The sequence below is a fragment of the Staphylococcus sp. HMSC055A09 genome (genome assembly GCF_001809655.1).
GTDB classification, from domain to species: Bacteria; Bacillota; Bacilli; order Staphylococcales; family Staphylococcaceae; genus Staphylococcus; species Staphylococcus capitis.
On record NZ_KV798364.1, the window covers coordinates 186,060 to 210,586 of the forward strand.

A 24,527-nucleotide genomic window follows, 5' to 3' on the forward strand; every position below is an offset into this window, starting at 1 on the left:
CATGAACAAACAAGACCATCATTTTCTTTAATAACTCAAAAAGATGGTAAACCTCATTTGCTCATGCCTGCATAACCAGTAACACGCAATATTTAATATTTATTTACACTAAGTATACACAGTTAATAAAGCGTTTACAAGACAATTTTTTTATTTTTTATATAAAAAGAACCCGACTTAATAAGTCGAGTTCTGTAAATCATCTATTATAAGAAACGTTTAGCTGCTACAGAGATTGGTGGGATTTGATCAAAGTCTAAGTTTTTATCTTCAGTGATTGATCTGTAAGCCCATCTACTATAACCTAATGCTTCTTCGTTAACGATTTTACCTGGTAATGGTGCAGCGTTTGGATCAACGTGTACGTCTACGATAGTTGGAACGTCTTGAGCCATAGCTTCTTCAACGATATCGTCTAAACGACTAGCATCTCTAACAACATAACCTTTACCACCAGCAGCTTCAGCGAATTTAGCGTGATCCATATCAGAGAAATCAATCGCATATTCTAATTCACCAGCAGCTTGTTGTTCATATTTAATGAATGATAATTGTTTATTGTTTAATACGAATACAGTCATTGGTAAATCATATTGAACTGCAGTTGCGAAGTCTTGCATTACCATTTGGAATGCACCGTCACCAGCGATAGCAACAGCTTGACGGTTAGGGTAAGCAATTTTAGCTGCCATAGCACCTGGAAGACCGCAACCCATAGTACCTAACCAACTTGAGATGATGAATTTGTTATTAACTGATAAGTTTAGGTAACGAGTTGACCAAACTGTAGCAGTACCAACGTCTGCTGAGATAATAGCATCATCTTTTAAGTTAGCATTGATTGCTTTCATTAAGCGTTCTGGACGTAATGGTGATTTATTATTATTTTTATCTTGTTCCATCCATTTATCCCAAACAGCTTTACGTTCTAATGTTTTATCTAAGAATTGACGTTTAGCAACGTGTTTAATATTTTCAGTTAGTTGATGGAAAGCAACTTTACTATCGCCTAAAATACCAACATTGATGTTGAAACGATGACCTAAGTTAGCTTCGTTTGTATCAATTTGGATAGCTTTAATGTTTTTCTTAGGTAGATAGTCTACGTAAGGATAGTTTGTACCAGCCATGATTAATAAATCAGCATCTTGGATTGTTTGATAAGATGTTTTAGTACCAATTTTACCTAAGTTACCAATGCTGTATGGATGATCATCAGGTAAGATTGTTTTAGCTGGTAATGTGTGAATTACTGGGATTTTAGCAGCTTCGATAAATTCACGTAATTCTTCTTTAGCGTGTTGAGTACCCATACCAATAATCATTACTGGTTTTTTAGCTTTATCAATTAATTTAGCAGCTTTTTTAATGCTCTTGAATTTAGGAGATACTGGTTTAGGTTTAGTAGTATCTACTGCACGGTTTGTAGTATCTTTAATTTTTTGAGTTAATAAGTCGTTAGGACAAATAACTACCGCTACACCTTTTTTCTCATAAGCTGTACGGATTGCTTCATTAACGATTTCAAATACGTTGTCACCTTTTTGGATTTGGTGGTTGTATACAGCAACGTCTTCACATAATTTAGAAAGATTAGTTTCTTGGAATGCTTTAGTACCTAATAAAGTACTATTAGTTTGACCTGATAAAATTAATTGAGGAACGTTGTCCATTTTAGCATCATACATACCGTTTAATAAGTGAACTAAACCAGGTCCACCGATACTTAATGCAACACCAATTTTACCTGTCATTTTTGTGTAACTACCAGCAGCTAAACTTGCTACTTCTTCGTGACGAACGTGGTAGAATTTAAATTGATCTCTTACTGTACGTAAGCTATCTACTACTGCGTCAATTGAGTCACCTGGAATACCATATAAGTGGTCAATATCCCAAGCTTGTAATGCTTTAACTAATGCTTCATTTGCTTTAATTTTTGCCATTTTTACAAATAGCCTCCCTTTCTAGTATACGAGTACATCTTTCCCTTTAGTAAAACACTAAAATCAGTATTGGTATTAAGACTGAACTTATGACAGCCGTAAGAATCATACCAATAGAACTAAATGCTCCTGATTCTATATCTAATTCCAATGCTTTTGCAGTACCGAAGGCGTGTGAAGCATTTCCATAAGTTAATCCTTTAGCAATAGAGGATTTGAAACCTCCCATACGCAATAACATTGAACCTAAAATACTGCCGATTAAACCTGTAGTTATAATAAAGAGTACAGTCATTGTATCTGTGCCTCCCAATTCTTGGGAAACTTCAATACCAACTGCTGCAGTGATTGATCTTGGTAACAGGGTGACAATCGTGTCTTTAGAATAACCAAAGATTTTCAACGTTGTAAATACTAACACAAAATTAAGAAGTACACCCGTCAGTACGCTTGCAAAAATGATAGACAGATATTTCTTTATTTTGTGTCTGTTTTCATATAGTGGATAAGCAAGACAGACGACTGTTGCATTTAATACATGGTTAATCCATGTACCACCTTTCATATACCCTTTGTAACTCACTCCGAAAACTAATAGTATAATTATTATCCCAATTGATGCTATCAGCGCAGGGTTTAATAATGGATTTTTATATTTATCTTGGAGTCGCTTAGAACCATAGTACAAAATGACTGTTAATAATATCATGAGAACGGCTTGTAAATAATCATTCATGACTGATCTGTCCCTTTAGTTATTTTGTCTTTTCCTACCATTTTTTCAGCTATAAAGCCTGAAGATAAAGCAACTACACATGTACCTATAATAATTACGATAAAGAATAATACATAATTTAACGTAATATCAGAAGCTACATCCATAATACCTACCACTGATGGGATAAAGAAAAATACCATTGTCTTGAGTAAGAAATTAGCCCCTACATCAATCCAACTTTCTGGAATAATCTTAAACTGTAAAAGTAAGAAGAACAAAATTAAACCAACTATACTACCTGCTAGTGGGATGTGTAATAATTTCTGCACTTCTGTTCCTATATAGGTAATCAGTAATATCAGTGCAAGTTGAAGTACTAACTTAACCAAAAATTTAGCCCTATACATAGTCAACATCCCTTTCTATCAAATTGTGTCTAAATTGTTACTAACTTTTTTCAGTGTTATTTACTATTATAATACTGACTCTTCTATAGTAAAAATACATTTTAAGAATGTTTTCTATTCCTCTAATCTATGAAACCGTTTACATATCATCCTCAATTCTTAATCTCTGAATCGTCAACTGTTATTAGCATTGATTTGTAACGTAAAAATACAAATTTATCATGACTCAATAGCCAACTCATAAATAAAAGATATGAACTGGCTATTGTAGTCTTAATAATCAATTACAATTGAGGCGAACATATTACTCTACTTTTGTTCAGTCAATTTTTCTTTTAAGAACTCTATCCATTTATTTGTCGCATGACTTAAACGCTTATCTTTTTTCCACACTACGCCAAGTTCCCATTCTGTATTAGCATTTTCGAGTTGAATCATTTTCACATCATCATTTAATAACTCTGAGATAGTTGCAGGTAATATTGTAATTCCTAACTTATTGATGATGAGATTCTCGATAACGTTCCATTGTGAAATTTGAGAAGCCATATTAGGAACGAACCCAGCGTTTTTAGCATTTTCGATAATTTTATCATTCAAATAAAAATCTTCATTAAATAGTATAAAATTCTCTTCAGCGAGTTCCTCCATCTTAATTTTAGTTTTATAAGCTAATGGATGTTCCCTATGTAATACTACTCTTAAATCTTCTTTATTGAGTGAAATAGATTCAAATAAATGATGATCGACCGGTAAAGTCGTTACACCGATATCCACTTCATCATTTAAGATGAGGTTCTCTGTGGTTTTCCCTCCACTTTCGATAAGATTGTAAGTGATATTTGGATATAATTGATGAAAATCACCCAAAATCCCTATAAATTTACGCATACTCATAACTGCAGACATACTAATGTTAATATGCCCTGTTTCTAACCCATACAGACTATTAATTTCTGTAGGCAAGTTATCATATAAAGAAATAATTTCTTTACATTTATTGAAGAAAATTTTCCCAGCATCTGTAAGTACTAAATTTCTTTTACTTCTATCGAATAAGGGGACAGCCATTTCTGCTTCGATATCTTTAATTGCTTTACTTATTGTAGGCTGAGCGATGTATAAAGATTTAGATGCGTTTGTCATTCCACCTTGTTTTACGACTTCGACGAAATATTTCATGTGTTTAATGTCCACGCATATCCCCCTTTTTTATAAATAATATATTAATTATACAATATGATTGACCTTTTTAGCGATTAATAATTTTCCTAAAAGAATTGCATAGTCAAAATTCTTTATTAACAAGTATTTTTAAATAATTAAAATATGTTACAATGTCTGTGGCTCATATTACATTTTTTGAGGTGAGGAATTGAGCTTTTACGAATTTATGCAAAGTTTCCATGGTGATGACACACCGTTAGGTGAATTGGTTGATTGGATTAATCAAGATATCAATTTTCCTAAAGAAGTGAAGAGCCATAGTGAAATATTGACATATTTTCGAAATAATCCATGTCCTGAAAACATACCTGTGACAGTGATCAAACGCGCACTTGCTGTTTTCAACCAATTCACCCAAAATGTATAATGACCGTTAATACATTACGTTTAACATATTCTTTATACATGAATGCATGGAGTTAATCATCTCGCAAGACGTCCTACGGGGCGTCTTTTTCATTGTAAATTGCATACAATATTAACTTTATTACAAAAAGAAATACAATATTTCAAGAACATTACATTTGCTTGTACAATTCGTTTCTTATATTGTATTACGTATTTTTAAAGATTATTATATATACGGTTAAAAAATAAATACATTTTTTGGGGAGAAGCAATGAAACTTAAAAAATTATTATCACGTATTATTATCGCTACTGGAATCATGTTCACTGGAACTTTAACATATCAAACTATAGAACATACGCACGTATCACACGCTGCTTCATATAATTATTACAGCAAACATCAATGTACTTGGTGGGCCTATAAACGTCGAGTTCAATTAGGGAAGCCTGTTTCTAATAGATGGGGAAACGCTAGGAACTGGTACTACAACGCACGCCGTTCAGGTTACTCAACGGGACACAAACCAAAAAAATACGCTGTTATGCAATCTACTGCAGGTTATTATGGGCACGTGGCAATTGTAGAGAAAGTATACAATAGTGGAAGCATTAAAATCTCAGAGTATAATTATAATGTTCCTTTAGGTTACGGAACACGTATTATTAGTAAATCATCAGCACGTCATTATAATTATATTTATTAATATAAAATAAGCCATCAAACAAGTATGAAACCATATCAACATTTACTTATGGAATTCATTACCCGTTTGATGGCTTTTTAATTATGATTGACGTAATTCTTCTAAAATTTCTTTAGCTTTAGCTGTATTAGCGCGTGTTTCATGTTTCAATGCTTCCGCAACTTTAGCAATTTCTTCACCTTGTGCTCCAACAACAATTGCTAATGATTTATATTGTAAGCTCATATGTCCTTGCTGTATACCTTCTGATACAAGCGCACGACAAGCTGAAAAGTTTTGAGCTAAACCGACTGCAGCTACAACATGACCTAACTCTTGGGCTGACGCTACATTGAGTAAATCGAGCGAGGCTTTTGCAATAGGTAATACCTTCGTGCCACCACCCACAATCGCCAAGGTCATAGGTACTTCAATTGTACCGATTAATTTTCCACGTTCTTTATCATATTTCCATGCCGCAATTCCTCTATATTGACCATCACGACTAGCATATGCGTGTGCACTCGCTTCAGCACCTCTTGTATCGTTACCTGTAGCAAGAACTACTGCGTGAATACCATTCATTACACCTTTGTTGTGAGTAGCTGCACGATGAATATCAACTTGAGCTAATACTGAGGCACGTTCCATACGGTGTGCTACCTCTTCGCCACTTCTCTCACCTCTATTTAAATCGTTAACATCTATTTCGCCTTGCACTTTAACTACTGAAGCCGTCGCGTGATTAGATAAAATACTCATTAAAACATCTTTTTCAGGGAATTCGTTTTTAAGATGAGCAGTGATTGCTTCAAGAATTGTATTTAACATATTAGCGCCCATCGCATCTTTAGTATCAACATATACTTTCAATGATAGTAAATGTTGCTCAGGGAACGTATCTATTTCAATACGTTGGTAACCGCCCCCACGTTCTTTAATAGATGGATAAGCCTCATCAGCAATTTGATGTATTTGTGGTTCAAGTGCTTGGATATCTTTAGATAATTGTTCTGTATCTTCAATATCGTCAAACACAATTTGACCGATCATTAATCTTTGACTTGAGATTGTTTTAAAGCCACCACTTTGGTTAACAAGTTTCGCTCCATAACTTGCGGCAGCCACTACTGAAGGCTCTTCAACCATCATTGGCACCACATATTCTTTATCATCAACAATAATTTTAGGTAATAGTCCAACTGGTAGAGTGCCTTGACCAATTACATTCTCAATCAAACTATTTGCCACTTCTTCATTAATAAGAGGATGACTAAGTAATGAATCATAATTATCAGTATTGAGCCATCCATACTCGACTAATTGCTTTAATTTATCCTCTCGAGATAAATGTCTAAATCCTTTTTCTAAACTTTTCATGATTAAACTCCTTTTATATGTATCTTTCAAGTTATTTTAAACTTTTAAATATTTATTTTCCGGAAAATTAAATTTCCAATCATACCATATAGACGATTAATTTAATGATAACAATTCATCGTGTAAAACGCTTACATTTCTATTATACTTTGATGAAATATTCTGTTATATTTCATTGTATAACATTGTATTGGTTTGATATGATACTAATGCTACTTTAAAACTGAAAGGATGATTCGCCTTATGAACATAGGTATCGATAAAATAAACTTTTATGTACCAAAATATTATGTAGACATGGCAAAGCTTGCAGAAGCACGCCAAGTTGATCCAAATAAATTCTTAATAGGAATCGGACAAACTGAAATGGCAGTAAGTCCTGTCAACCAAGATATCGTATCGATGGGTGCTAATGCTGCTAAAGATATTATAACAGACGAAGATAAAAAGAATATTGGAATGGTAATTGTAGCAACTGAATCTGCTATTGATAATGCCAAAGCTGCAGCAGTTCAAATCCATAATTTATTAGGTATTCAACCCTTCGCACGTTGCTTTGAAATGAAAGAAGCATGTTATGCTGCAACTCCTGCAATCCAACTTGCTAAAGACTATCTTGCACAACGTCCCAACGAGAAAGTTCTAGTTATCGCAAGTGATACTGCACGTTATGGTATTAACTCAGGCGGAGAACCTACTCAAGGGGCTGGTGCTGTAGCAATGATGATTTCTCATGAGCCTAGCATATTAACATTAAACGATGATGCAGTTGCTTATACCGAAGATGTTTACGACTTCTGGCGTCCTACAGGTCACAAATACCCACTCGTTGCAGGTGCACTATCTAAAGACGCTTACATTAAATCATTCCAAGAAAGCTGGAATGAATATGCACGTCGTCAAGGTAAAACACTATCTGATTTCGAATCACTTTGCTTCCATGTACCTTTCACCAAAATGGGTAAAAAAGCTTTAGATTCTATCATTGATAATGCTGATGAAACTACACAAGAACGCTTAAAATCAGGATATGAAGATGCAGTATATTATAACCGTTATGTTGGTAACATCTATACTGGTTCATTATACTTAAGTTTAATATCATTACTTGAAACACGTGACCTCAAAGGTGGTCAAACAATTGGTTTATTTAGTTATGGCTCAGGTTCTGTTGGCGAATTCTTCAGTGCAACACTTGTAGACGGTTTCGAAAAACATCTAGACATTGAAGGACACAAAGCATTGTTAAACAATCGTACAGAAGTTTCTGTCGAAGAATACGAATCATTCTTTAAACGTTTTGATGATTTAGAATTCAATCACGACATTGAACAATCAGATAAAGACAATGATCTCTTCTACTTGAAAGACATTAATGACGATATTCGTGAATATCATATTGCAGAATAAATCATGGACAAATATCAAAGCTTGGAAGTCTTACCTAAGACTCCCAAGCTTTCTTTATGGCTTTGTACTATATTTCGGTCTATAAAGCTGAGACATATCAACATTTTCAATTTCTAGCAATTTAATTTTATTATCTATCGTGCCACCGTAACCTGTTAAACTTCCATCCTTACCTACCACACGATGACAAGGTATGATGATAGAAATCGGATTACGACCTACTGCCCCTCCTACAGCTTGAGCAGACATTTTTGGCTTACCTAACTTTTGACCAACACTTTTTGCAATGTTTCCATATGTTTCTAAGTCTCCATATGCTATTGTTATTAACTCATCCCAGACCTCACGCTGAAAGTCGCTTCCATGTGGTGCTAATGTAAAATCTATAACTGGATGATTACCTTCAAAATATTGTTCTAGCCACTGAGTCACTTTTTGAAATAGTGGTAAGTCCCCTTTTGTTTTAACATTTTCTATATGTTGGTTCGGATATAAAAGATGCGTAAGTGCAGAACCATCACTAATTAATTGCAGTTCACCTAGTGGGGATTGAAATTTCGTTTGATATTGCATTTCAATAACTCCTTTATCATATAATACGATTGCTAAGTTTAACTCTATTATTGAATGGGAATTTTTAACTCAATAAACATAGTGGAGGTAATAATATGATTCAGCATAAAAACGATGTGGATCTTCATTTTAATAAAAATAACTTAAGTCCTAAAAGTCAAAACCATGCCAATGAAATTACTATTTTTTACAAAGCACTGTATCAAATTAATGATATCGTGTTAGGTTTAATATTTCTGGTTGGAAGCTTTCTCTTCTTTAGCGATAAAACAATGATAGCCGGCACAGTCCTCTTTGTTATCGGTAGTCTTCAAATGACAGCACGACCAATTATCTCATTTATACATGATCTCAAATTATCTAATTATTATAGACGCCTATATAAAGATGAATTAAAAAATCAATCTGAATGAAGGTTGTGTGGTGATAGCATTCTTAAGTTTGTTTTAATATACTAGTGAATCGTAATAATTTTAATAAACATAAGTTGAATACTTTAAAAGCTGAGGCAATAAATAAATGCCTCAGCTTTTCACATATCATAAAAATTAATTATTCAAAATTATATAGTTCATAACCTTTATCTTTCGCATACTCTAAAGCGACAAGTTCTAAAATATTTATAAAGGCAGGTTCATCTTTAACTTTAATATATTGGAAAGTTAAACTATGTTCTTGAGCAGTGATACTTTTTAAATCAGATTGATCTAAGTTTTTACTTTGGGCAAACCCTTTTCTAAACTTTGTTGTACCACTATCTGAATGAGAGTTATATTGTCCTAATTTAGTGTATAAGTCTTTATTTATAGGTTTATAAGTCGTTGAGTACCCACCAGTTTGTCCTACGTAAACTGGTTTCTTTTGATCAAAAATAACATAAACCCCATACTTATCTTTGACTTTCTCACGATCTTCTTTTGTGAAAGCCAAAGCTTCTTTTTTATCATATTTAAATAACTTTTTTAATTTCTTCTTATTATCCTCTAGTAAGCTATCTAGTTTCTTGCTACCTTTCATTTATTAAATCCTCCGTATTAATAAAAATTTACATTCTAAAAAAATAGTTACATATAATATATCACTTTTTAAAAAGTTTAATCATTAGAAAAGTAAATTAATAATAACTCAATATTTACTTAATATAAAAACTTCCCTACTCTTATTTATTAAAATGAGTAGAGAAGTTCTTATTTGAGGAGGATTTTATTTAGTTCTAAGATGGCGAAGACTTTTTAGAAGAAGAGGTATTGCAATGACATTGCGATTTACAACTTCCACATTGACCTGCTTTAGATCGTTTAAAGAACTTAAATAATGTATACACTGTATAGCTTACAATAACTGCGATAATTAAAATGTTTAATAATACATACATAGAATCACTTCCTTACGTAAATAAATGGCTAACTTGATAAAACATTAATGTTAAAATGTACGCTGTTAATACTGGATAGATCACAGCAATAAGTGTCCATTTCCAAGAACATGTTTCTTTTCTAATAGTGGCAACCGTAGAGATACAAGGTACATATAATAGTATAAATATCATAAACGCATATGCTGAAATTGGAGTGAATTGGTGTTGAATCACATTGACTAAACCATTCTCATTGGAAGAATAAAGTATAGCCATTGAACTAATAATAACCTCTTTTGCTAAAAAGCCTGGTATCAATGTTGCTCCTGCCTGCCAAGTTCCAAAACCTAAAGGAGCAATGATAGGAGCAAAAACTTCTCCCAGTATATGCATAAAACTTTGGTTAATTTTCACATCAAATCCATTAGGGCCCATATAAGTTAAAGCCCAAATCACTACTGAACCACCGAAAATAAATGTACCTGCTTTTTTCACAAAACCTTTTGCCTTTTCCCATGTACTACGCCATAACGTTCTAATTGAAGGTACACGATATGTTGGTAATTCCACGATAAAAACCGAGTCTTCATTTTTCAAAATAAATTTATTCATAAAAGTACTCACTAAAAGAGCAATCAGAATGCCAATTAAATATAAACTAAGTACGATAAGTGATTGGTATTCTTTAAAGAATACACCTACGAACAAAGCATAGACGGGTAACCGTGCTGAACACGACATAAATGGCGCGATTAAAATAGTAATAAGTCTTTCTTTTTCATTTTCAATACTACGCGCAGCCATAATACTTGGAACATTACATCCAAAGCCAATAATCATAGGGATAAACGACTTTCCACTTAAACCAATGGATTCCATAGTCTTATCCATCAATACGGCAATCCTAGCCATATAACCTGAATCTTCGAGCAATGAAATAAAGAAGAATAAAACTACGATTTGAGGAATAAATACTAATACTGAACCTACTCCAGCAATAATACCATCAGTAATTAAGTCTTGAAGAAACGGTAATAGATGCAATTGTTGCATCAGTAGTTTTATCCAATCGGTTAATTGACCACCGATGAAATCGTCCATTTTATCAGATAAAGGCGTCCCCACCCATGTGAAAGTGGTTTGAAATATTAGCCATATAATACCTAAGAATATTGGAATTCCTAAATATTTATTCATAAGAATTTTATCTAATTTAGCTGTGAAAAATTGTTTTTCTTCTTCCGGATATTCAACAACATTTTTTAAGATATTATCTATAAATGCTTCTCTTATAACTTCTATACGTTCGCGTACGCACATATTAGAGTGTTTATCTAAGTTTGTTTTTATGGGCTCTAGAAGATTAATCAACTCAGCCCCTAATTCTTCGTTAATTTTGACATTATCAAGCAAATATTGAATTGCTATAAAACGTATTCGTTCATTTGGATACGACGTTTCTTTCTTGATAATTGAGCTAAGTCGTTCGATAGCTTCTTCAATCTCATTGCCATAATCAATTTTGAAGTGTTGTCTTTGATCAGATTTCAAGAATTGAAGTTCATGCAATAAAGTGTTTGTACCTTTAGCTTTTCTTGCTACTATAGGAAAAATAGGTACTTTTAACTTTCTCATTAGAGTGTCATAATTAATCTTTAAACCATGTTGAATAGCTACATCCATCATGTTTAAACCAATGATTATAGGAACATTGAGTTCTAGCAATTGAACAGTTAATTGCAGATTTCTTTTAATTTGACTAGTATCAATGATATTAATCATTCCAGTAAATGATGTTTCCATCAGAAATTCTGTAACAACTGTTTCATCTTTAGTGATTGGTGAAAGATCGTATACACCAGGTAAATCTATTAATTGTCCTAGATTTTCTTTTAATTTACCTACTTTTTTCTCGACCGTCACACCGCTCCAATTCCCAACGTACTCATAAGATCCTGTCAATGCATTGAATAGAGATGTTTTACCTACATTAGGGTTACCTAAAATGCAATAACTTTCATTCATATCATCTACTCCTCTAATGCAATTTGACGAGCATCTGATTGTCTAATACTAAGATATTGACCATTGATTTCAATTACACTTGGTCCATTAAATAAGCATTTACGCTTAATACTCACTAGACTGCCCTTCTTTAAACCAAGTGCTCCCAAACGATATAACATGCTTTTATTATTCAGATTGATACTTTTAACTTTATATTGTTTATTTTTCATCCCAGTCATTAAATTCAACATCATACTCACGCTTTCTAACCTTAATTAATAATCATTATCAATAAGAAAATCATATGCCTATTACCTATGATTTACAATATCTACAAAAAGATAAATGTGTCTATTTTTAGAAATGATTATCTATACATAAATCTAAGTTATTGCGTAATGGTTAATGCGACGATATAGTTTAACTATACAGTGTAGATGAGCGAGGTTATATTTATGAATGAACAAGACTTAAGAGTAGTGAAAACTAAAAAGGCGTTATCATCGAGTCTTTATCAATTGTTAGAGAAAAGAAGTTTCGAATCTCTTTCTGTTAATGAAATTTGCGAATCTGGAATGGTTCACCGGACGACTTTTTATAAACATTTCTATGACAAATATGATTTGTTAGTTTATCTATTCAAGTTACTCACTAAAGATTACTTTTCAACCGACTTAAAAGATCGGTTAAATAATCCTTTCCAAACAATTGAAGCTACATTTACAAATAAAGAAGAATTGGAAAAAATCGAAAAAGTACAAAAAGATGATGTATCATTCGGTAAAATATTTAAAGAAGTTTGTGTAGATATTATGAAGGCAGATATTAAAGAAAATATTCATCGTATCTCTGTTGATAAAACAATCCCAGAAGATTTAGTATTTTATATCTATGGTTCTACATTAGATGGATTTATGGAGTGGATTAAACAAGAAAACATTCAATGGCCCGCTTCAGAAATTGATAAAGTTTTCCATAAAGCAATCAACATTAGTATTTCTGAATAGATTTTTGTACTCTAAAATTAATTAGAAAAAGCCATCAATAGGAAGCATTTGAGTCAACACTCATTTTACCTTCCTATTAACGGCTTTATTTATTTTATCAGAACATTTCTGAAACAACTTTTTGTTCTAAGAAATTAAGTAAGTAGTCCGGACTACCTGTTTTAGCGTCTGTACCTGACATTTTGAAACCACCAAATGGATGATATCCAACTACGGCAGCAGTACAACCACGGTTGAGGTAAAGGTTACCTACATCATATTCATTTACTGCTTTAATCCAGTGTTCACGGTTATTTGTGATGACTGCACCTGTCAAACCATAATCAGTATCGTTTGCAACATCAATTGCTTCATCAAAGCTATTAACTTTAATAAATCCGACAACTGGTCCAAAAATTTCTTCTTGCATAATACGGTCAGCTGACTTAAGACCTGAGAAGATGGTTGGTTCGATGAAGTAACCTGTTGAGTCATCCGTGCCTCCACCTTGTTCTAATTTACCTTCCTCTTTACCAATTTCGATATAATTTTTAATTTTATCGAATTGTTTCTGATTAATTACTGGTCCCATAAATGTATTGTTTTCCGTGTTACCTAAATTTAAATCTTTAGTTAGTTTGACTGCTTTCTCTAAAATTTCATCATGCACGTCTTTATGGATAATTGCTCGTGAACATGCTGAGCATTTTTGTCCTGAGAATCCGAACGCAGACGTTACAATTGCCTCTGCTGCTAAATCCGTATCAACGTTTTCATCTACGACAATAGCATCTTTACCACCCATTTCAGCGATAACACGTTTCAAGAAGTTTTGTCCTTCTTGAACTACAGCACTACGTTCATAGATACGTGTACCTGTTGCACGAGAACCTGTAAATGTTACAAAGTGTGTATCTTTATGATCAACTAAATAATCTCCTATTTCTTTAGGATCACCAGGTACAAAGTTAACAACACCTTTAGGTAAACCAGCTTCCTCTAAAATTTCAATTAATTTATATGCTGTAAGTACAGTGTCTTCTGCAGGTTTTAATAGAACTGTATTACCAGCCACCACTGGAGCTAGTGTTGTACCCGCCATAATTGCAAATGGGAAGTTCCATGGCGGAATTGTAACGCCAGTACCTATGGGTTTATAGAAATATCTATTATGTTCACCTTCTCGATCTAACACAGGTTTACCTTCTGCTAAATCCATCATTGAACGTGCATAATATTCGATAAAATCGATACCTTCTGCAGCATCGCCTACTGCTTCATCCCATGGTTTTCCAGCTTCATATACCATAACAGCAGAAATTTCTTCTTTACGACGACGAATAATTGCTGCAACGCGTAACATCAATTCAGCACGATCTTTATGAGACCATTTCTTCCATGATTTATAAGCTTCGTTCGCTGCTTGAAACGCATTTTCTACATCGTCTTTTGTAGCTTTAGAAACTTTAGCAATTAATTGAGCTGTATCTGCAGGGTTTAGAGATTCAAACTTGTCACTCTTATCTATTTTTTCACCATTGATGAATAGCGGAATATTTTGACCAAGTTCCCCTTTTACCTTCTTTAATACTTCGTTGAAGCGGTCTACATTTTCTTGTACTGAAAAATCAATCCCAGGTTCATTTTTGAAAGGTACTACCATTATCATTAACCCCCTATGTATTATTAAGATTATTAAAACCACAAAACATTGACATACATTTCAAATGATAGTTCATATCATTTACCTTATTCTACTATGTTCACACCCGGTTTTGCAATCGCTTACATTTATATTATCTGAAAAGTCTTAAAAATAATTTGGAGTTAATGTGTCTTTTTATGATTAAATTTACAATTTTATGCATTTCAATTATTTTGTTTAGTAAAAAAGTTGTTGAAAATAAGAAAATTATTGTATAGAATTAATGGTTGAGCCCTATATTCTAAAAAATAAATAAATTCAGAAAGGTATAAACATATGAAAACTTATACATCAGTAATTTTTTGGATGCGCGCCATCGCGTGTTTAAGTATAGTAATCATTCACTCTATTACTACCACTTTTTCAAAAATGCATTCCGTCCCTCATAGTACATCACTTCGTCTATTCCAATTATTATTAATGTTTAGTACGCCAATGTTCGTTTTTATATCAGAATTTTTACTAGCAAAAAATTTTGGCTCAAAATTAAAAAAGGGCTTCTTCAAAAATAAATTGATTTATTTGGGCATACCCTACATTATTATTAATTTAAGTATTTCTTATTTTTACTTTAGTCCAAATAATTTACATGAATATTTATTCCATGTTAAAGAAACAATGTTTCATGGAGGGGCTGTTACATATTTTATAGTTATTATTTTTCAATTTTATATACTACATTGGCTATTTTCTAAATATCTAATTGGTTTGAATCCAATTGGGATGATTGTTATATCAATTTTTATCACCACAATGTATTGGGCTATGAGATCCTTTGTATCGCCTCCTGATAATCCTATAATAGCAGCTATTTGGGATCGAGAGGGATGGATGATTTTCATAGGTTGGTTAAGCTATTTTTTACTCGGTTTCTATATAGGCACTTACTATGAAGTATTTATGGAAAGAATAAAAAATTACTCTATTCATATAATTATTGGAGCATTTCTATCAATTCTTTTCATGTTTTCAAATTATTTACTTGGTATTAGCACATGGGTAGAATCTAAAAGAATAGATACACCTATTTATGTAACAATGATTATTTTATTATTTTTCCTCTTTTCTTCCTATATTAAGTATGTACCTAAGTTTATTGTATTTATAAGTAATTACTCCTATTGTATCTACTTAGTTCATTATTTTTTGTGCATGATTTAGGATTATTAAGCCATAACCCAATTAAAAATGTAATATTCAATACTATAGTTACATTATCTCTAGCTATTACAGTTGGATACGTTTTTAATTTATTTAAATTTGGAAAATATATTGTAGGTGGTATAGGAAAAGTTAACTACACTGCCGTTTATAAAAGTTACAAAAATAATCTTATGGATTAAGATCAAGAATGAAGAGCTTTATCTCATTTTTAAAATTAAAAGACTAAGCTAAAATCATGAGAATGTACATTTAAAAATTAGAGTTTATAATAGAATAAGCAATATAGCCCATAAATGAAATCATAGTACATTTATGGGCTATTCGTTGTTTTTTTAATATTACTGCTCAATCTTTCTAATCACTTTACAAGGATTACCTACTGCTAAGCAATGAGGGGGTATATCTTTGGTTACTACACTTCCTGCACCAATAACGGTTCCTTCACCTATCGTCACCCCAGGCAACACAGACACATGTCCCCCAAATCAAGTGTTACTTCCTACTACAATGGGTTCTGCTAGTTCTAGCCCTTTATTACGTTCCTCAAAATTAAGTGGATGTGTAGCAGTGTAAAATCCACAGTTAGGACCTATAAATACATTATCTCCAAACGTGATGCCACCGCCGTCCATTAAATAACAATTGGTATTAATAAATACATTTTTTCCGAACTTAATATTCCATCCATAATCTGTATCAAACGGGATTGAAATCCCCACATTCTCAAGTTTATAGCCGAATAATTTCTCCATTATTGCGTTGCGTTTTTTAACATTACTAGGGCGTGTGTGGTTATATTCAAAGCATAACTCTTTTGCTTGTAACCTATCCTCTTTCAACTCATCATCAAAATTAGCATCGTACCACTGATGTGCTAACATTTTTTCCTTTTCAGTCATGACTATCCCTCAATTCAAATAACAATATACTAAATAAAGCTGAGATAATCATTCATATCTCAGCCTCTAAACATATTTATATTTATGTCGTAATATAATCTCCACCATTAACATGAATGACTTGTCCTGTAATATATGAACTATCTGCTTGAGTTGCTAAGAACACATATGAAGGAGCTAGCTCTGCTGGTTGGCCTCGGCGACCCATTGGCGTATCTCCACCTTGATTTTCAACCTTTTCCTCATCAAATGTAGATGGGATTAATGGAGTATATATAGGTCCTGGTGCTACAGCGTTAACTCGAATACTTTTTTCCATTAATGTTGTCGCAAGAGAGCGAGTAAATGACACTATCGCACCTTTTGTCGCAGAGTAATCAATAAGATGACCTGAACCTCTATAAGCCGTTACACTAGTAGTGTTAATAATTGCGTCACCTTTTGAAAGATGTGGAACAGCTGCTTGCGATAAGAACATCATTCCAAAAATGTTCGTCATAAACGTCTCTTTGACTTGATCAGGCGTAATATCCTCAAAATTATCTCGTGGGAATTGAACACCACCATTATTTACTAAAATATTTAAACTACCAAAATCTTTAACAACATCATCAATGAGTTTTTTAGATTGTTGCTCGTCTTTTAAATCATGTGCATATGCTTTTGCATCTACGCCTAATTCTTTTAAACGTTTAACAGTGTCTTCAGCATCTTGATGTTCATCATAATAACCTATAGCAACATTTGCTCCCTCTTTAGCATATAGTATTGCTACGGAACGACCAATACCAGAGTCGCCACCAGTAATTAAAGCAACTTTGCCTTTTAATTTACCTGCTGCTTTATATTCATCTAATTCAGCTACTGGCTTAGGATTCATGTCCGCTTCTATACCAGGCTGTCTATCTTGAGTGTAGCCTTTTATTTCTTTATGAAAATCTAATAAACTCACTAAAAATCAACCTCCTCTATACTTACAAAACACATTCCCATATCGCACAACAAGCAAACACTTACACTACCACATAGAGATTTTATTTATTAAAATAGTTCTAAAGTACGATAGTATCTCAATACTATAGGCTCATGACCCTTAGAAAAAAATCACATATACTATATATTAAGAAAGAAACAAAGGAGCCACCATTATGAAAACATTACTAAAAGGAGTTATCTCAGTACTTATCATCTTAGGAATAGTTAAAACTTTTCAAGACCACGATATCCTTAACGAAGCCAGCTATTATTATGAACAAGCTAAAAGTGGTGAGCTAGTTCAAGACATCTCAAATTTAGATTTCAATAATTTTAAAAATTTAGATCTAGAAAACTTGAACCCATCAGACTTTTTCTAAGAAATGAATTGATTATTTATAAATCGAAATTGAAATAACAATCTAATAAACATTTACTAACGATATAACAAATATTCAACTATTTTTTATCCCTCTATCATTCATGATTGTAAAACAATTTCTTAAATATAGATTATAGACGCGTACCTCATCGACATTTGATGATGTGCGCGTTTTTTTATTACTAAAAGTTAGAAACTATTAAATTGACTTTAATACCTATAGGGGGTATATTGAAATTAAGAAAAACGCAGAAAGAAGGTATACCTTTGTCTAATAAAACTACCACATTGGATATTACCGGAATGACATGTGCTGCGTGCTCTAACCGAATAGAGAAGAAATTAAATCGATTAGACGATGTTACAGCTCAAGTGAATCTAACAACTGAAAAGGCAACAATTGAATATAATGCCGATGAATATCAACCAGAAGCATTTGTAGAACAAATCAAGAAATTAGGTTATGATGTTGCAACTGAAAAACAAGAATTAGATATTACTGGGATGACATGTGCAGCCTGCTCGAATCGTATAGAGAAAGTTCTTAACAAAATGGACGGCGTTCAAAATGCAACAGTCAATTTGACAACTGAACAAGCATTAATTGAATTTTACCCTAGTACAACGAATACGGATCAACTTATTCAAAGAATTCATAAATTAGGTTACGATGCTAAACCAATCACAAATAATAATTTAGAAAAGTCATCTCGAAAAGAACAAGAATTAAAATTAAAACGAACTAAATTAATGATTTCAGCAATCTTATCTGCACCACTTTTACTTGTAATGCTCATTCATGTATTTCCTGTTCATTTACTAGAAACTATAATGAATCCATGGATACAACTCATTCTAGCTACACCTGTACAATTTATTATAGGTTGGCAATTTTATGTAGGTGCCTATAAGAACCTACGCAATGGTTCTGCCAACATGGATGTTTTGGTGTCTCTCGGCACAAGCGCGGCATACTTTTACAGTATTTATGAAATGATCCGATGGTTACTAAATAAAGTGAATGAACCTCACTTATATTTTGAAACAAGTGCTATTTTGATTACGCTCATTCTATTTGGGAAGTATTTAGAGGCACGTGCTAAATCTCAGACTACCAATGCATTGGGCGAATTATTAAGTTTACAAGCTAAAGAAGCTCGAGTATTAAAAGATAATCAAGAGATGATGGTTCCTCTTAATGAAGTTATAGTGGGAGATACTTTAGTAATTAAACCTGGTGAAAAGGTTCCTGTAGACGGTGAGATTATCAAAGGAAGCACCTCCATCGATGAATCCATGTTAACTGGTGAATCTATTCCAGTTGAAAAGACAATCGGAGATGCAGTAATTGGCTCTACACTAAATAAAAATGGTTCTTTGATCATAAAAGCTACTAAAGTGGGCAGTGACACTGCATTAGCAAATATTATTAAAGTCGTTGAGGAAGCACAAAGTTCTAAAGCACCAATTCAAAGATTAGCGGACATCATTTCAGGTTATTTCGTACCTGTGGTTGTTGGTATTTCATTGATTACATTTATTATTTGGATTATTTTCATTCATTTTGGTCAATTTGAACCTGCGTTGCTTGCTGCGATATCAGTACTAGTCATTGCATGTCCTTGTGCACTTGGTTTAGCAACGCCTACATCTATTATGGTAGGTACTGGTCGCGCGGCTGAAAATGGTATTTTATTCAAAGGCGGCGAATTTGTAGAACGAGCTCACCATATAGACACTATTGTATTAGATAAAACAGGTACCATCACTAATGGTAAACCAAAAGTTACAGATTATGTTGGCGATCAAGATACACTTCAGCTGTTAGCTAGTGCTGAAAATGCATCTGAACATCCTTTAGCTGAAGCCATCGTCAATTATGCTAAAGATCAAAACTTAACACTTTTAGGCAACGAAACTTTCAAAGCTGTACCTGGCCTGGGTATTGAAGCGACAATAAATGGTCATCGTATTTTAGTTGGAAACAGAAAGTTAATGCATAACTATGACATCAATATAACTCAAGAACTCAATAACAAATTAATTCAATATGAACAACATGGTCAAACTGCAATGGTAATTGCAATTGAACATGAACTGAAAGGTATTATTGCTGTTGCTGATACTGTTAAAGATACTGCAAAACAAGCCATTAATCATTTACAAAATATGAATATTGAAGTAGTCATGCTCACTGGAGACAACAAACAAACGGCACAAGCAATTGCTAAAGAAGTAGGTATAGACCGTGTTATCTCTGATGTGTTACCTGAAGAAAAAGCTGAACAAATAGCTCTATTACAAAAAGAAGGACGAAATGTTGCTATGGTTGGCGACGGTGTCAATGATGCACCTGCTTTAGTTAAAGCTGACATTGGAATTGCAATAGGTACAGGTACTGAAGTAGCTATTGAGGCTGCAGATATTACAATTCTTGGTGGTGATTTACTACTACTCCCTAAAGCTATAAAAGCTAGTAAAGCAACAATTCGCAATATACGTCAAAACTTATTTTGGGCATTTGGATACAATGTCGCAGGTATTCCTATAGCCGCTTTAGGTTTACTTGCGCCTTGGATAGCCGGAGCAGCCATGGCATTGAGTTCAGTTAGCGTAGTGACAAACGCACTGCGTCTTAAAAAGATAAAATTATAAATTCCCGATTACCATTACTTTCATTAATCGGAATAGCGTTTTAAGATTATAATATAGATGAAGATATCGATAAAGGAGTGAAGTCTTATGACTCAAGAAATAATTCAAGTAGAAGGTATGAGCTGTCAACATTGCAAAAATTCAGTTGAATCAGCATTAGCAAACTTAAACGGTGTACAATCTGCCGAAGTTAATTTAGAAGAAAATAACGTTCGTGTAGAATTTGATGATTCAAAAGTGAACATCACACAAATGAAAGATGCTATTGAAGATCAAGGCTATGATGCAAAATAGTTATTAAATATAAATGCCTCAGAAAGATAGGTAAAATCTTACTGAGGCATTTATATTTTTTATTATATTTCAAAAATCTCTTTTAATATCTTTTCGCAACTATCCGTTGAATCGTTAGTCATTAATAAGTTAATCAATCTGGAATAGTCAACACTTTCATGTTCCACGATTTGTTGAGCTAACAGCTCTTCGTTCTTACTGCCTATAGTAAAACTACCATAATCGAATATATTAAAGTAGTAGCCAGTTTCTTTTTGGTATAGCTCTTCATCTTCTTGCAATAATATAATTGGTTTATTTAAATGCGCATAATCAAAAATGGTTGACGAATAATCGGTTATAATACATTCACTGATTAAATATAACTCTTGGATATCAACTAATTCATTAAAGAAACAATGCACGCGTTCATTAATATGACTGTAGCATTTACGTAGAGCCCCTTCATTTGGGTGAAGTTTAATAATAATATCATACTCTGTAGGCAAATAATCTATTAATTTCTCGATATCTATATTAGTAATTGTTTCCCTTTCGTTTCTTCTCCATGTTGGACAGTATAAGATATATTTCTTTTTATCAGATAACTTAAATAGGTATTTAAGTTTAATTCTATTTTGTTCTTCAAGTGTATTATTTTTTAATAAATACGTATTTCTAGGCGCACCATAATTAAGGATGTTTAACTTAGGATTTTTAGAGGTTTGGAAAGCAGACTCAAATAATTTCTTATTTAAATCTGAAGAAACTAATAAATAGTCCCACTTTTTCATTCTAGGAAGAAAATTTTTCAACTGAATCATACGTTCTTTCTTGTTATTAAGATCATTAACCATTTTCTTCATAGGTAGACCGTGCCAAGTTTCTACAAAAACCTGATTTCGATGTTTATACACTTTATCAATAGCATTACCATTTATAAATATATATTTACTTCTACGAAATTTATTAACATAATCGTCACTTGAGAGTCTTGTTGGGATAAACCCATTCTCTCTTATTTCCATGTCGACTAATGCATTGACAGAACTTACGAAAATCTCTTTTTCAGGATACAGACGACGAATTGCATGTGCAATATATTTCGGATCACCACTAAATGATTTACCATGAAAACATTCTATAAATACATATTTTTTACTAGGTTTAATTTTATTTAATTTTCTAAGATAAAATGGTCTATGTATAACATGAAATACTTTTCTTATACATTGATAACATTGTCTAGCTCTTTCTTTTAAAGTAACTTCATTTTTATCCTTTTTCAACTTACTTTTTCTTGCTACTGCGAGTTTGTAATTACTATTAAACCTAACTTCCTTAGAATTAATAGCAATATCTATATTTTTTAAGTAAGTTTCGGCATAATTTTTGTAATTAAATTTTTCTTGTAGCATTTCACAGTCTTCTATTCTTTCTTTATCATTATAATTTTTTTGTGCAAATGCTAATAAAATCTCACAATCTTTTTCAATGTCTTTAGTTAAAAATTCAGTACAATGATATGATTGATAAATTTCTTTTAGAAGTCCATCATCTCCACCATATATCAATGCTCTGTTACCTTTAAAAATCGATTCAATAATAGAATAACCAAGCGTTTCATAAGGGGATGTAGAAATATAAATATAATTCTGAGGTTGGTACCCATTAATGTAGACGTATTTATTCAGATTATAGTAGTTAACCAAGTTTTTATATAATGTTTCTGATGGGCCATAACCAATAATATTGAGTCTGATATTTATCGTATTTTTATTTTTTATTATGTAATTAAATAATTTTATCGCGTACGAAATATCTTTAACTTCATCCTCAAATCGTGATTTAATTAAAAAATGTTTATGTGTATTTTTGGTAATTTTATCAATGGGAATGTGTTCAGTATTCACGTATTGGTTAAAAACATTTTTATAATTAAACCTTTTAATAAAATCCGATTTTATACTTTTAGTACTTACTCTCACACAGTCAATTGTATCTAACGAAAGATCTATATCTTCAGTAATATACTTTAGTGGTCCATGTATTTCTCCAACAATTTTTATTTTGGGGTTATATTTTTTAATTAATCTCGAATATTTAAAAAATGCTTCTCTAGTAATAATTAATAATTGAGTTTTTGCTAATTGCTTTAAGTTGTTTAAATAAAAAATATCAACTGAATTGTTCGCTAAGTCTTCCTCTTGGATTAGTAAATCTTTCTGTGCTTGATCGAATTTTTTATAATTAAAATAGTTAACTGTATGTTCATTTTTCAAAAAAGCTTTAATTAAATTGATATTACTTCTAGAAGTTCCCCCTTTGGCAAATATGTTAAAACCAAGTATAGTGATTTGCATTGTTGTTCCATCCTTTATATGTTGTTGAATCATAGTTAGTGTTATTCTTATAAAAGCTCATTTTAACTAATTCACTCTCAGACGAGTATCTCCAATATTTATGACATCCATAGCAGCATCTAAGGCATCAACAATAAGATTCTCCACTGCTGCTTCAGTATAGAAAGCAATATGCGGTGTTATAATAATATCTTCCCTTTGTATTAATGAGTTTAATAATTCATCGTTCAAATCTTCTCCACGTCGGTCTGTTGTAAATACACCTACTTCAAGTTCATAAGTATCTAAGGCAACTCCCTTTAATCGCCCTTGGTCTAACGCCGATATCAGTGCTTGAGTATCAACTAAAGAACCTCTTGCACAATTTACGAATACCGAGCCCTTTTTGAAGTAACTAAATAAAGCCTCATTAAACAAATGATGATTATATTTTGTAGCTGGAATATGCACAGTCACAATATCCGCTTCTTCAATCGCTTCTTGCAAAGTATCTTTGTAAGTTACATACTTAGCCACATTTTCATTCGGAAATGGATCATATGCTACTACTTCACTACGATATCCTTCGGCAAATATTTGAGCTACAATACTACCTATACGTCCAGTACCAATTACAGCAACTTTTAAATCACTCACAGACTGCGATAAAATCGATGGTTCCCATCTAAAATCGTACTCTTGCATCTTATTTTGAATGCGATTTGAATAACGTACGACATTAACAGCTTGAGTAACCGCAAATTCAGCAATACTACGTGGTGAATATGACGGCACATTGGAAATAATTAGATTATATTTAGTCGCTAAGTCTAAATCATAATCATCAAATCCAGCACTTCTTTGAGCGATTTGTTTTATCCCAAATGATTCTAACTTCTTATAAATTTCTTCAGAGATAGGTAAAGTTTGAGATAATGAGAGACCGTCACTACCTGAAACTGTCTCGACATTATCTTCTGTTAGTTGCTCTCTTGATAAATCAACTTCTATATTATTACGCTTAGACCATTCTTCAATATAAGGTAAATCCTCATCTCTAACACTCATAATTTTAATTTTAGTCATTC

22 protein-coding genes and 2 pseudogenes are annotated in these 24,527 nt (G+C 32.5%); 9 read left to right on the plus strand and 15 right to left on the minus strand.

Annotation, left to right across the window (positions count from 1 at the left end; genetic code table 11):
* Positions 1–206: 206 nt before the first annotated feature.
* From HMPREF2642_RS04120 to HMPREF2642_RS04135, 4 genes are all read right to left on the minus strand, one after another.
* The gene (locus HMPREF2642_RS04120; protein ID WP_023351115.1) at positions 207–1,946 is read right to left on the minus strand and encodes a pyruvate oxidase; all 1,740 of its coding nucleotides are present in this window, start codon (positions 1,944–1,946) and stop codon (positions 207–209) included.
* Between the two features lie 46 nt (positions 1,947–1,992).
* Positions 1,993–2,682 carry an LrgB family protein gene (locus tag HMPREF2642_RS04125; RefSeq protein ID WP_030058762.1) on the minus strand — a complete coding sequence of 230 codons (690 nt, stop codon included), beginning with the start codon at positions 2,680–2,682 and terminating at the stop codon, positions 1,993–1,995.
* A complete protein-coding gene (locus HMPREF2642_RS04130; protein ID WP_016898577.1) occupies positions 2,679–3,071 on the minus strand; it encodes a CidA/LrgA family protein in 393 nt (130 codons plus the stop codon). The genes HMPREF2642_RS04125 and HMPREF2642_RS04130 overlap by 4 nt, the downstream gene beginning before the upstream one ends.
* A 309-nt stretch (positions 3,072–3,380) precedes the next feature.
* Positions 3,381–4,268, minus strand: a complete 888-nt coding sequence (locus HMPREF2642_RS04135) for a cidABC operon transcriptional activator CidR (RefSeq protein WP_002432609.1) — start codon at positions 4,266–4,268, stop codon at positions 3,381–3,383.
* Positions 4,269–4,446: 178 nt separating this feature from the next.
* On the opposite strand from HMPREF2642_RS04135, the gene HMPREF2642_RS04140 reads away from it, so the two are divergent.
* Both HMPREF2642_RS04140 and HMPREF2642_RS04145 read left to right on the plus strand, forming a co-directional pair.
* Positions 4,447–4,665, plus strand: coding sequence for a sterile alpha motif-like domain-containing protein (locus HMPREF2642_RS04140; protein WP_002432484.1), 219 nt, complete (start codon positions 4,447–4,449; stop codon positions 4,663–4,665).
* A 252-nt stretch (positions 4,666–4,917) separates the two neighbouring features.
* Entirely contained in the window at positions 4,918–5,352 is a 435-nt protein-coding gene (locus HMPREF2642_RS04145) for a CHAP domain-containing protein (protein WP_002432351.1), read from the plus strand.
* An 81-nt stretch (positions 5,353–5,433) separates the two neighbouring features.
* Here the strand turns inward: HMPREF2642_RS04145 and HMPREF2642_RS04150 are convergent, their stop codons facing one another.
* Complete coding sequence (locus HMPREF2642_RS04150) at positions 5,434–6,714, minus strand: hydroxymethylglutaryl-CoA reductase, degradative (RefSeq protein ID WP_256276637.1); 1,281 nt, start codon at positions 6,712–6,714, stop codon at positions 5,434–5,436.
* 240 nt (positions 6,715–6,954) lie between these two features.
* Between HMPREF2642_RS04150 and HMPREF2642_RS04155 the strand changes: the two genes are divergently transcribed.
* On the plus strand, positions 6,955–8,121 hold the full coding sequence (locus HMPREF2642_RS04155) for a hydroxymethylglutaryl-CoA synthase (RefSeq protein WP_030058758.1): 1,167 nt from the start codon (positions 6,955–6,957) through the stop codon (positions 8,119–8,121).
* 54 nt (positions 8,122–8,175) lie between these two features.
* Here HMPREF2642_RS04155 and HMPREF2642_RS04160 read toward each other — a convergent pair whose 3' ends face one another.
* The gene (locus tag HMPREF2642_RS04160; protein WP_030058756.1) at positions 8,176–8,694 is read right to left on the minus strand and encodes a methylated-DNA--[protein]-cysteine S-methyltransferase; all 519 of its coding nucleotides are present in this window, start codon (positions 8,692–8,694) and stop codon (positions 8,176–8,178) included.
* Positions 8,695–8,789: 95 nt separating this feature from the next.
* Here HMPREF2642_RS04160 and HMPREF2642_RS04165 point away from each other — a divergent pair, with 95 nt between their 5' ends.
* The gene (locus tag HMPREF2642_RS04165) at positions 8,790–9,107 is read left to right on the plus strand and encodes a YrhK family protein (protein ID WP_030058754.1); all 318 of its coding nucleotides are present in this window, start codon (positions 8,790–8,792) and stop codon (positions 9,105–9,107) included.
* 139 nt (positions 9,108–9,246) lie between these two features.
* Here the strand turns inward: HMPREF2642_RS04165 and HMPREF2642_RS04170 are convergent, their stop codons facing one another.
* The 4 genes from HMPREF2642_RS04170 to HMPREF2642_RS04180 form a co-directional block, all read right to left on the minus strand.
* Entirely contained in the window at positions 9,247–9,711 is a 465-nt protein-coding gene (locus HMPREF2642_RS04170) for a hypothetical protein (RefSeq protein WP_002469886.1), read from the minus strand.
* 196 nt (positions 9,712–9,907) lie between these two features.
* On the minus strand, positions 9,908–10,069 hold the full coding sequence (locus HMPREF2642_RS11395) for a FeoB-associated Cys-rich membrane protein (protein ID WP_023351110.1): 162 nt from the start codon (positions 10,067–10,069) through the stop codon (positions 9,908–9,910).
* A 12-nt stretch (positions 10,070–10,081) separates the two neighbouring features.
* Complete coding sequence (feoB, locus tag HMPREF2642_RS04175) at positions 10,082–12,076, minus strand: ferrous iron transport protein B (protein WP_049427857.1); 1,995 nt, start codon at positions 12,074–12,076, stop codon at positions 10,082–10,084.
* 5 nt (positions 12,077–12,081) lie between these two features.
* Positions 12,082–12,309, minus strand: a complete 228-nt coding sequence (locus HMPREF2642_RS04180; RefSeq protein WP_002432860.1) for a FeoA family protein — start codon at positions 12,307–12,309, stop codon at positions 12,082–12,084.
* A gap of 204 nt (positions 12,310–12,513) precedes the next feature.
* Here HMPREF2642_RS04180 and HMPREF2642_RS04185 point away from each other — a divergent pair, with 204 nt between their 5' ends.
* Positions 12,514–13,065, plus strand: a complete 552-nt coding sequence (locus HMPREF2642_RS04185) for a TetR/AcrR family transcriptional regulator (RefSeq protein ID WP_030058749.1) — start codon at positions 12,514–12,516, stop codon at positions 13,063–13,065.
* A 97-nt stretch (positions 13,066–13,162) separates the two neighbouring features.
* Here HMPREF2642_RS04185 and pruA read toward each other — a convergent pair whose 3' ends face one another.
* Entirely contained in the window at positions 13,163–14,707 is a 1,545-nt protein-coding gene (gene pruA / locus HMPREF2642_RS04190; protein ID WP_030058747.1) for an L-glutamate gamma-semialdehyde dehydrogenase, read from the minus strand.
* A gap of 318 nt (positions 14,708–15,025) precedes the next feature.
* Here pruA and HMPREF2642_RS04195 point away from each other — a divergent pair.
* Positions 15,026–16,092, plus strand: a pseudogene (locus HMPREF2642_RS04195) (acyltransferase family protein).
* A 159-nt stretch (positions 16,093–16,251) separates the two neighbouring features.
* Here HMPREF2642_RS04195 and HMPREF2642_RS04200 read toward each other — a convergent pair.
* Both HMPREF2642_RS04200 and HMPREF2642_RS04205 read right to left on the minus strand, forming a co-directional pair.
* Positions 16,252–16,812 (minus strand): annotated as a pseudogene (locus HMPREF2642_RS04200) (sugar O-acetyltransferase).
* An 82-nt stretch (positions 16,813–16,894) separates the two neighbouring features.
* Positions 16,895–17,764 (minus strand): SDR family oxidoreductase, encoded by an 870-nt coding sequence (locus HMPREF2642_RS04205; protein WP_002432492.1) that lies wholly within the window; start codon positions 17,762–17,764, stop codon positions 16,895–16,897.
* A gap of 196 nt (positions 17,765–17,960) precedes the next feature.
* Between HMPREF2642_RS04205 and HMPREF2642_RS04210 the strand changes: the two genes are divergently transcribed.
* From HMPREF2642_RS04210 to copZ, 3 genes are all read left to right on the plus strand, one after another.
* The gene (locus HMPREF2642_RS04210) at positions 17,961–18,167 is read left to right on the plus strand and encodes a hypothetical protein (RefSeq protein ID WP_002432535.1); all 207 of its coding nucleotides are present in this window, start codon (positions 17,961–17,963) and stop codon (positions 18,165–18,167) included.
* A gap of 305 nt (positions 18,168–18,472) precedes the next feature.
* Entirely contained in the window at positions 18,473–20,824 is a 2,352-nt protein-coding gene (locus tag HMPREF2642_RS04215; RefSeq protein ID WP_229346803.1) for a heavy metal translocating P-type ATPase, read from the plus strand.
* A gap of 87 nt (positions 20,825–20,911) precedes the next feature.
* The gene (gene copZ / locus HMPREF2642_RS04220; RefSeq protein ID WP_030058741.1) at positions 20,912–21,118 is read left to right on the plus strand and encodes a copper chaperone CopZ; all 207 of its coding nucleotides are present in this window, start codon (positions 20,912–20,914) and stop codon (positions 21,116–21,118) included.
* Positions 21,119–21,180: 62 nt separating this feature from the next.
* Here copZ and HMPREF2642_RS04225 read toward each other — a convergent pair whose 3' ends face one another.
* Both HMPREF2642_RS04225 and HMPREF2642_RS04230 read right to left on the minus strand, forming a co-directional pair.
* Positions 21,181–23,460, minus strand: coding sequence for a CDP-glycerol glycerophosphotransferase family protein (locus tag HMPREF2642_RS04225; RefSeq protein WP_030058739.1), 2,280 nt, complete (start codon positions 23,458–23,460; stop codon positions 21,181–21,183).
* A 66-nt stretch (positions 23,461–23,526) separates the two neighbouring features.
* Positions 23,527–24,525: a D-lactate dehydrogenase gene (locus HMPREF2642_RS04230; RefSeq protein WP_070597690.1), complete on the minus strand. Its 999-nt coding sequence runs from the start codon at positions 24,523–24,525 to the stop codon at positions 23,527–23,529.
* Positions 24,526–24,527: the final 2 nt, after the last annotated feature.